This window comes from Vibrio genomosp. F10 str. 9ZD137 (genome assembly GCF_049974785.1).
GTDB lineage: Bacteria > Pseudomonadota > Gammaproteobacteria > Enterobacterales > Vibrionaceae > Vibrio.
Genome location: NZ_JBNGCJ010001065.1, coordinates 1 through 9717 on the forward strand (window position 1 = coordinate 1; position 9717 = coordinate 9717).

General features: G+C 41.8%; 11 protein-coding genes. 7 read left to right on the forward strand and 4 right to left on the reverse strand.

Features of this window, described 5'->3' with window-relative positions:
* Positions 1–110 precede the first annotated feature (110 nt).
* Positions 111–1391, reverse strand: coding sequence for a 3-phosphoshikimate 1-carboxyvinyltransferase (gene aroA, locus ACP45E_RS22455; RefSeq protein WP_017038942.1), 1281 nt, complete (start codon positions 1389–1391; stop codon positions 111–113).
* A gap of 267 nt (positions 1392–1658) precedes the next feature.
* Here aroA and aat point away from each other — a divergent pair, with 267 nt between their 5' ends.
* From aat to infA, 3 genes are all read left to right on the forward strand, one after another.
* Positions 1659–2381 (forward strand): leucyl/phenylalanyl-tRNA--protein transferase, encoded by a 723-nt coding sequence (gene aat, locus ACP45E_RS22460; RefSeq protein ID WP_017038943.1) that lies wholly within the window; start codon positions 1659–1661, stop codon positions 2379–2381.
* Positions 2378–3076, forward strand: a complete 699-nt coding sequence (locus ACP45E_RS22465) for an arginyltransferase (RefSeq protein WP_017033745.1) — start codon at positions 2378–2380, stop codon at positions 3074–3076. The genes aat and ACP45E_RS22465 overlap by 4 nt, the downstream gene beginning before the upstream one ends.
* A gap of 82 nt (positions 3077–3158) precedes the next feature.
* Positions 3159–3377: a translation initiation factor IF-1 gene (infA, locus tag ACP45E_RS22470; RefSeq protein ID WP_001040192.1), complete on the forward strand. Its 219-nt coding sequence runs from the start codon at positions 3159–3161 to the stop codon at positions 3375–3377.
* 148 nt (positions 3378–3525) lie between these two features.
* On the opposite strand, the gene ACP45E_RS22475 is transcribed toward infA, so the two are convergent.
* Positions 3526–4104 (reverse strand): thymidine kinase, encoded by a 579-nt coding sequence (locus ACP45E_RS22475; RefSeq protein WP_026026762.1) that lies wholly within the window; start codon positions 4102–4104, stop codon positions 3526–3528.
* A gap of 148 nt (positions 4105–4252) precedes the next feature.
* Entirely contained in the window at positions 4253–5641 is a 1389-nt protein-coding gene (gene cysS, locus ACP45E_RS22480) for a cysteine--tRNA ligase (RefSeq protein ID WP_026026763.1), read from the reverse strand.
* Between the two features lie 200 nt (positions 5642–5841).
* Here cysS and ACP45E_RS22485 point away from each other — a divergent pair, with 200 nt between their 5' ends.
* From ACP45E_RS22485 to ACP45E_RS22500, 4 genes are all read left to right on the forward strand, one after another.
* Positions 5842–6336: a peptidylprolyl isomerase gene (locus tag ACP45E_RS22485; protein ID WP_017038944.1), complete on the forward strand. Its 495-nt coding sequence runs from the start codon at positions 5842–5844 to the stop codon at positions 6334–6336.
* 41 nt (positions 6337–6377) lie between these two features.
* Positions 6378–7106: a UDP-2,3-diacylglucosamine diphosphatase gene (gene lpxH / locus ACP45E_RS22490; RefSeq protein ID WP_017033740.1), complete on the forward strand. Its 729-nt coding sequence runs from the start codon at positions 6378–6380 to the stop codon at positions 7104–7106.
* Positions 7107–7188: 82 nt separating this feature from the next.
* Positions 7189–8400 (forward strand): EAL and HDOD domain-containing protein, encoded by a 1212-nt coding sequence (locus ACP45E_RS22495; protein WP_017038945.1) that lies wholly within the window; start codon positions 7189–7191, stop codon positions 8398–8400.
* A gap of 152 nt (positions 8401–8552) precedes the next feature.
* On the forward strand, positions 8553–9032 hold the full coding sequence (locus ACP45E_RS22500; RefSeq protein ID WP_017038946.1) for a YchJ family metal-binding protein: 480 nt from the start codon (positions 8553–8555) through the stop codon (positions 9030–9032).
* A gap of 211 nt (positions 9033–9243) precedes the next feature.
* Here the strand turns inward: ACP45E_RS22500 and ACP45E_RS22505 are convergent.
* The coding region (locus tag ACP45E_RS22505) for an aminoacyl--tRNA ligase-related protein (protein WP_083251635.1) at positions 9244–9717 on the reverse strand (474 nt) is incomplete at its 5' end.

The following is a 9717-nucleotide window of genomic DNA, read 5'->3' on the forward strand; positions in this document are numbered from 1 at the left end:
ACCGCTCTTCCGATCTCAATATGTTTAAGTACCTTGCTCTCCACCTCTCTAAAGAGTTTACTCTCCAACAATAAAAAAGCTTGCCGATGGCAAGCTTTTTAGCAAATCCACTACTGGCTGAGGCCAGACAGTTTTTCAAAATAGTCGGGGAAAGTCTTCGACGTACATTTTGGATCATTAATGGTCACCGGTGTGTCACTTAACGCGACCAGTGAAAAGCACATTGCCATGCGATGGTCATCATAAGTATCAATCGCAGCATGTGTCAGCTTACTCGCTGGCGTGATAATGATGTAATCTTCACCTTCTTCGACTTCAGCTCCTACTTTGCGTAGCTCTGTTGCCATCGCTGAAAGGCGATCCGTCTCTTTAACTCGCCAATTGTATACGTTGCGAATAGCCGTCGTACCTTTAGCAAATAGAGCCGTGGTGGCTATCGTCATTGCGGCATCAGGAATATGGTTAAAATCCATATCTATGGCATTTAATTCGCCGCAGCGAGAGATAACATAATCCTCACCCCACTCGATTTCTGCACCCATTTTTTCTAACGCATTGGCGAACTGAACATCACCTTGAATACTATTTTTTCCAATGCCTGTGACTTTAATTTCTCCACCTTTGATCGCCGCAGCCGCAAGAAAATAAGAAGCGGAAGAAGCATCACCTTCAACAAGAAAATCACCAGGAGAAACATACGATTGACCAGCTTTGATAATGAAGGACTGATAATCGTTGTTAATCACGTCAATACCAAATTGTTTCATAATATGAAGCGTAATATCGATGTATGGTTTAGACACCAACTCCCCTTCAATATCGATGGTCATGTCACCGTTTGCTAGCGGCGCCGACATTAAGAAAGCCGTCAGAAATTGACTTGATATTGAGCCATCAATGGATACGGTGCCAGACTGTAAGCCTGTACCCGTTATTTTTAGCGGTGGGTAGTTTTCGCTTTCTAGGTACTCAATTTTAGCACCCGCTTCTCTTAGTGCATTAACAAGGTGTCCAATTGGTCGCTCTTTCATTCTAGGCTCGCCCGTGAGCACAAATTCACCGGTTCCTAAACAAAGCGCCGCCGCCAATGGGCGCATTGCGGTGCCTGCATTACCAAGAAAAAGTTCTTGAGCGTCCTCGATACTGAACGCTTCACCAAGCCCAACTACTTCACATTCCGTTTTGTCTTGTGACAATGTGTAAGAAACACCAAGTTGCTTCAAGGCATTCAGCATATGCCGAATATCATCGCTATCAAGCAGATTGGTTAGACGTGTCGTACCTTGTGCTAATGCGGCAAGAAGTAACGCACGATTAGAAACACTTTTCGAACCGGGTAAGTTCACAACCCCATTTACTTTTTTAATTGGTTGTAACGTAAGACTTTCCATTAAAAATTATTATCCTTGAACTCAATGCTGAACTTCCCAGAGTGAAGCATTAGTGAAAAATTTGATTCTTTCAGACTAACGAAAATAATTCCTGAACTCCAGACCTAATCTACGTTTCGTTAAAATATTTTTACGCTCAAATTCTGACTTTTATACGCCATCCTATTGACAATTAAAATATCTCACTGGTAACAACAAAAGCTGACATCAAGACGAAAAGTGAATACCATTGACTCATCCTCTTACCGCTTGTCTTTTACTACTCTTATGGCTATTTACTTACCCGAGCTACCTCTTACTCAATTAGTGTTCCCCTCTCCTTATGAAGCACTGACCGAGCCCAATGGATTGCTTGCCTTTGGTGGAGATCTTTCCGCGGATAGAATCTATGCCGCCTATCAGCAAGGTATTTTTCCTTGGTATGGCCCCGGAGAGCCAATTTTGTGGTGGAGCCCAGCCCCTAGAGCCGTATTTTATCCGGTCAGCTATACGCCATCGAAAAGTGTCAAAAAATTTCAGAGGAAACACCAGTATCGGGTTAGCTTAAATCAAGCAACAGACCAGGTAATCCAATTGTGTGGTAATTTGAGACCGGAAGAAGAAACATGGTTGAATCCGGATATGCAGTCTGCATACACAGAACTTGCAGAGCGAGGATTGTGCCATTCTGTTGAAGTTTGGAGTGATAGCGAACTCATAGGTGGGCTATACGGGATAAGCGTCGGGGCACTGTTTTGTGGTGAGTCGATGTTTAGCCTTAAAAGTAACGCCTCTAAAATTGCGCTTTGGTATTTTTGTCATCATTTCCAAAAGCACGGTGGTACCTTGATCGATTGCCAAGTGATGAACCCTCACCTCACTTCTTTGGGTGCAACAGAAATACCACGAGACGAATTTTTGAATTCATTGCTACAATTAAAACAACAAGTCGTTACTAATGATTGTTTTAGCACTCAATGGCTCGCATCTCCATTAGAGGATCATAAATGAGCTCTGACATTCAACAAATCAAAATAGGGCTAACAAATAGCCACCCGTGCAGTTATCTTGAAAACAAAGAAGAACGTGTAGCGGTTGCTCTTGATACACAAATGCACTCCCCTTCAAGCTATGAAGTATTACTGGCGAATGGATTTCGTCGCAGTGGTGATACTATTTATAAACCTCATTGCGATAATTGCCAATCCTGCCAGGCATTACGCGTTTCCGTTCCCGATTTTGTCCTCTCCAAAAGTCAAAAACGGCTCAAAAACAAAGCATCCGATTACCATTGGGTATTAAAAGATGAACTGGATGAAAGTTGGTTTGATCTCTATTCTCGTTATATCCACGCACGCCACAAAACAGGCAGCATGTTTCCGCCAAAAAGCGAAGAATTTGCCAAATTTTCAACTTGTGCTTGGTTAAATACCCAGTTTCTACATGTTTACGAACAAGAAAAACTCATCGCTATCGCAGTCACTGATCTAATGAGTAACAGTGCCAGCGCCTTCTACACTTTTTTCGACCCAGATATCCCTCTATCTCTTGGAACACTTGGTGTTCTATACCAATTAGAATATTGCCAAATGCAGGGTAAACAGTGGCTCTATTTAGGTTATCAAATCGACGAATGCCCAGCTATGAACTATAAAGTCCGATTTCATCGTCATCAAAGGCTAGTAAATCAACGTTGGCAAGGGTAGAATACGCTCCAACTTTGCATAATTCCCCATTTTGACGGTGAGTAAAGTCCGTTAAAATTGCCAAATTTCTAAAGAGGATTAAATGGCTAAAGAAGACGTAATTGAGATGCAAGGCACTGTCCTTGATACTCTTCCAAACACAATGTTCCGTGTTGAGCTAGAAAACGGTCACGTAGTTACAGCTCACATCTCTGGTAAAATGCGTAAGAACTACATTCGTATTCTTACTGGTGACAAAGTAACTGTTGAGATGACACCATACGATCTTTCTAAAGGACGTATCGTCTTCCGTGCTCGTTAATCTCTGACTGCCTTAGAGCAATCCGAATTAGTCGAATACAACAAAAAGCGGAGCCATGGCTCCGCTTTTTGTTGGTTGTTACTTATTGCTATCGGCTAAGTGTTCAGCTTTCTTAACTCGGTAACATGTAAGCTACGGTCGTTCTGTTTTATTTCCCAAGCGCTTCTTTATAATGACGGCGACAAGCTGATACATAACGGTCGTTACCACCAATAGCCACTTGATCGCCCTCTGCTATCGCATTTCCTGCTTCATCGGTTCTTATTACCATGTTCGCTTTACGCCCACAGTGGCAAATTGTTTTTAACTCAACCAGCTTATCTGCCCAAGATAATAAATATTGGCTACCCTCAAAAAGCTCACCCAGAAAATCCGTTCTTAACCCATAACAAAGCACTGGGATGTTCAACTTATCCACGACCTCAGTTAACTGATAAACTTGCTCTTTTGATAAGAACTGACATTCGTCCACCAAGATACAGTGACGCTTCTCTTGTTCATTTAAATGCGCTATTTCTTCGTATAAATTGGTTTCACTTCTAAATAACTGAGCTTCAGATTGCAGACCGATACGTGAGCTCACCTTGCCGATGCCATAGCGATCATCAAGTGCCGCGGTAAAGATAACAGGCACCATTCCTCGCTCTTGATAATTAAAAGATGATTGTAAAAGTGTTGTCGATTTACCCGCGTTCATTGCTGAGTAGTAAAAATACATCTGTGCCAAAAGAAAGTACCTGCTTTGCCATTTGTTGTATATGAGAGTTACGTATAATAATTGCGTATAAGCATTACGCATAAAAATGATATATGGAAAATAAACAATAAAAGATTGAACATAAAAAAGGGCTGAAAAGTCAGCCCTAATCATTCAATTAATTGCGACGCCAGGTCGTACCTTCTGCACCATCTTCAAGAACAATGCCCATTTCAGTGAGCTTGTTTCTTGCCAAATCAGCATTAGCCCAATCTTTAGACGCTCTTGAATCGTTACGCAGCTTGATCAATCCTTCAATTTCAGCGACTTCATCGTTATCCGCGACGTCTCCTTTCAAAAAGGCTTCGGGCTCTTGATGCAGAATACCAATCACGTCAGCAAGCTCACGCATCAGGCTTCCCAATTCACTCGCCTTTTGGATGTTCTCTGTTTTAATGCGATTAATATCTCGCGCCATTTCAAACAACACAGAATAGGCTTCAGGCGTATTGAAGTCATCATTCATTGCTTCTGAGAAGCGGGAAATGTATTGCTCACCACCAGCAGCTGCGACCGTTAGATCCAAACCACGAAGAGAGGTGTACAAGCGCTCTAGTGAAGCACGAGCCTGATTGAGGTTTTCCTCACTGTAATTTAATTGGCTACGGTAATGACCAGACATTAGGAAGTAACGCACGGTTTCAGGATCGTAATGCGCTAACACATCACGAATAGTGAAAAAGTTACCTAATGACTTCGACATCTTCTCTTTGTCGACCATCACCATCCCACTGTGCATCCAAGTATTTACATACTGAGTACCATGAGCGCAGCACGACTGAGCTATTTCATTTTCATGATGTGGGAACTGCAAATCGGAGCCACCGCCATGAATGTCAAAATGATTACCCAATATTGAAGAGTTCATTGCTGAACACTCAATGTGCCAACCAGGACGCCCCGCACCCCATGGCGATTCCCAAGTGGGTTCGCCTGGTTTGGACATTTTCCACAATACGAAATCCATTCCGCTACGCTTGACACTGGTTTCTTCTAAAGTCACGCGAGAGCCAGCTTGTAATTGATCGAGGTCCTGGCGAGAAAGTCGACCATATTCATCATACTTTTTCACTTCGAACATCACATCGCCGTTGCTTGCTACGTAAGCAAACCCACGTTCAATCAGCTTCTCGACCAGATCAATAATCTCTTGGATGTATTCTGTTGCTCTCGGCTCTACATCCGGTCGTTTCATATTCAGAGCGTCAAAATCCGCATGCATTTCAGCTATCAATCGTTCCGTTAATGAATCGCAAGTTTCGCCATTTTCTGCTGCGCGTTTAATGATTTTGTCATCGATATCAGTAATATTGCGAACAAAATTCAGATCAAACCCTAAATAGCGCAAGTAGCGAGAAATAACATCGAAAGAAACAAAGGTACGACCATGACCGATATGACAGAGATCGTATATGGTTACCCCACAGACATACATGCCTACTTTTCCGGCATTGATTGGTTTGAATTCCTCTTTCTGTCTTGTGAGTGTGTTATATATCTTTAACATGATCTCTATCTAATATTTGGTGAAATAAAGTAAATCCGAGTATATCAAGTCACAGCTTTTTAGGTAATCCCACTATGAGTAAAAATCTGACTATATCGGCAAATTCATCGGCAGTTTCTATGAAAATCCACGTATTAAATTGAGTAAAGTTGATATAGAATCTTTGCCCTAAGTCAAAAACATGAGTTAAAGGTATATCCATGATCACGCTTCATACTAATTTCGGCGACATCAAAATCCAACTAAATGAAGAAAAAGCACCAGAAACGTGTGCGAACTTTTTACAATACTGCCGTGACGGTTTTTACGACAACACACTTTTCCACCGTGTTATCGATGGTTTTATGATTCAAGGTGGTGGCATGGAATCGGGTCTTCGTGAAAAGGCTACTCGTGCGACGATCAAGAATGAAGCTAATAATGGCCTAAGCAACAAAGTGGGCACGTTAGCTATGGCACGTACAATGGAACCTCATTCTGCAAGCTCTCAGTTCTTCATTAACGTCAATAACAACAACTTCCTAGATTTCCGCTCAGAGAGCATGGATGGTTGGGGTTACTGTGTTTTTGCAGAGGTTGTTGAAGGTATGGACATCGTTGATAAAATTAAAGCAGTAAGCACAGGAACGATGGGGATGCACCAAGATGTCCCTCTAGAAGAAGTCCTTATTACTGGCTCGACTATTGAAGAATAAGTGAGACAGAAGAGCACCTAGTGTGCTCTTCTATATTGATTATGACGACACTATTTATTTCAGACTTGCACCTTTCTCCTATACGTCCTGATATCACTCAATGCTTCATCGACTTCATGCGTAACGACGCTATTAACGCCACTCGCCTTTACGTACTTGGTGATCTGTTTGAGTTCTGGGTAGGTGATGATGACAACTCTGAGTTTTCTCTGCTGATTCAAAAAGAGTTCAAGCAATTAACAGATTCTGGAGTCGATTGTTACTTCACACAAGGTAATCGAGATTTTCTTGTCGGTAAACGATTCGCCAAACAAACTGGGATGACCCTTCTCAATGATGAAACCGTGATTGATCTTTATGGTCGCAAGGCCGTCATTCTTCACGGTGACACCTTGTGTACGTTAGACATCAAATATTTAGAATATAGAAAAAAGGTACATCAGCCATGGCTTCAATGGGTCTTTAACCGTATTCCATTTTTCATCAAAAAAAGAATCGTGTCCAAAGTTCAGTCTGACATTAAGGAAGACAAACAGAAAAAATCGATGGAGATCATGGATGTAACCCCCGGTGAAGTGGTTTCTGTCATGGAGAAGCATGGCGTCAATTTAATGATCCATGGGCATACACACAGGCCAAACATTCATCAAGTTAGTACATCTAATGGTGAGAGTATTCGAATCGTATTAGGCGATTGGTATGCCCAAGGTTCGATTTTGGTCTATGATGATAGTGGATTCAAATTACAAGAAAAAGCATTACAAAGTTGAATGAATTGACAATTTTGACTCACGTTTTGTCAATCATCACTTGTTGGTACAGTAAATACAACGCAAAAGATAAGGGACTTTTTTGAATTATTCTTATGTTGCTCGGCAACCTATTTTGGATCGAGATAGAAAAACCATTGGCTACGAGCTGCTCTTTAGAGATGGCCCTAACAACTGCTTTCCAGAAATTGACTCAAACCTGGCCACTAGTCGCTTGTTGTCTGATCATTTTTTGTCGACTCATTACTCGACGCTGGGTGAACACCTTGGTTTTGTTAACTTCCCATACCAGAGCCTAATTAATCGAGTCCCATCACTGTTTCCTGTCGATAACTTAGTCGTTGAAGTCCTAGAGGACTGTTTACCGACCGATGAATTACTCGAAGCCATCAAAGATATGGCGAGACAAGGCTATAAAATAGCATTAGACGATTTTGTCCCGAGCAAAGAATGGAAGGCTTTTTTGCCTTATATCTCGATAATTAAATTTGATATTCGCGCATTACCCATTGCTAAAACTCGAGTTTTCATAGAAAAAATAAAAGATACAAAGATCCGTTTCCTAGCAGAAAAAGTAGAAACCCACGAAGAGTTTGAACAGGCAAAAGAGGCCGGTTATCATTATTTCCAAGGCTATTTCTTTAGTAAACCGGAGATAATTCAACGTAAAGCGCTGGAACCGTCATTCGTTACCCTCATCCAACTTTGTAAAGAAGTGGCCAAAGACGATATTAATTATGCATCCATAGAAGATCTAGTGAGCTCAGACTTAACGCTATCTTATAAGCTCCTGACGTTTGTTAACGCTTCCTCAACGGTGAGCTCAAAGATCACCTCTTTTAGACAAGCGCTCGTTTATCTCGGTAAAGAACGGTTGAGAAAATTCATTTCCTTAGTCGCTATAGCATCGACTAAAGAATCAAAACCTCAGTACCTTTATGGTCTTTCCGTTCAGAGAGCAAGATTTTGTGAATTACTCTTTACTCATCATACGTCCGAAGTTGCAGAAGGTAGCGCCTTTTTAACGGGTATGTTTTCGTTGTTAGACAGCCTATTGGATCAACCTCTTGAAGAATTAGTCGAGGCAATGCCAATTGAAGAAGAAGTCAAAGAGGCTCTGTGCCATGGCTCCGGCGTACTCGGGCAAATCTTACTATTAGTCAAAGCGTATGAAAAAGCGGATTGGTCAAAAGTCGCTGAGATGACAGAAGAGCTTGGATTGGAAAGTGACAAAGTCAACCTAAGTTACGATGAGTCGTTAAAATGGACGGCTGATCTTTTCTCTGCCAGTTAACGAAGGCCCTGTTCTACACCTCGGAACAACAGACAATATCGTTTTTAGCATAGATATAGCTGACTGCTTTATTAACCACCTTCATATTTTGGCGTCTTTAGATGGCGCCTTCTTCATTATCAATCGACCCTATACTAGCAAGGGACCCTATTATGCCTTTATGCCCTTGTGGGAGCTCACTGACCTACGCGGCTTGTTGTGAACCCATTCATTTAGATCATTCTGCTGCTCACTATCCAGAGCAGTTAATGCGCGCTCGATATAGTGCTCATGTACTCAAACTGGTCGATTTCGTTGTTGATACTTATCACCCAAGTTGCTTGGCAAGCGAATCCAAAGAAGCCATCACGGAGTCTATTCATTGTGATTGGTGTAAGCTCGATGTTACCTTAACACAGTACGGCAAACATTCTGATGAAGGGTATGTTTCGTTCAAAGCGTATTTCAATGACGATACCCAACAGTATTGTATGCAAGAAAAATCACGTTTCATCAGACTCAACAACCTTTGGTACTACATCGATGGTGTTGTCGAAGAAGACCCTTGTCAAAAACAGTCGGCGCCTAAAATCGGACGCAATGACCCCTGCTTATGTGGCAGTGGAAAAAAGTATAAAAAGTGCTGCGGATAAACTCTAGCTGCTTGAAAACAGCTGGCCTTTAAACAAACCTAGAAACAAGCAGTAAAAAATAAGACCAACAATAAAAAAGCCGAACAATCACACTCTATATAAGGGATTGCTCGGCTTTATCTTTTTAATGAAAACTACCTAGACTCAGAGAACGACTAAAACACTAGGCTGATTTATCTTTAGGGTTCGCTCTATTATTGGGTTCGGTACATCAACCAATATGAGTCAGCCCTCCCATGTACTTCTGTAACACAGTTGGAATTGAGATTCGACCATCCGCTTCTTGATTATTTTCTAAAATTGCTACCATAGTACGACCAACCGCTAGACCAGAGCCATTCAGCGTGTGCACCAGTTCTGGTTTCTTCTCACCTTTACGGCGGAAACGCGCTTGCATACGGCGAGCTTGGAAATCACCCATGTTAGAACATGAAGAAATTTCACGATACGTTTCTTGTGCCGGAACCCACACTTCCAAATCGTACGTTTTATGAGAACCAAAGCCCATATCGCCAGTACAAAGAACGACTTTACGGTAAGGAAGCTCAAGTAACTGAAGTACTTTCTCCGCGTGACCAGTCAGTTCTTCAAGTGCGTCCATTGAATCTTCAGGTTTTGTAATCTGTACCAATTCAACTTTGTCAAACTGGTGCATACGAATAAGGCCAAGATCGGAAGAGCGGTT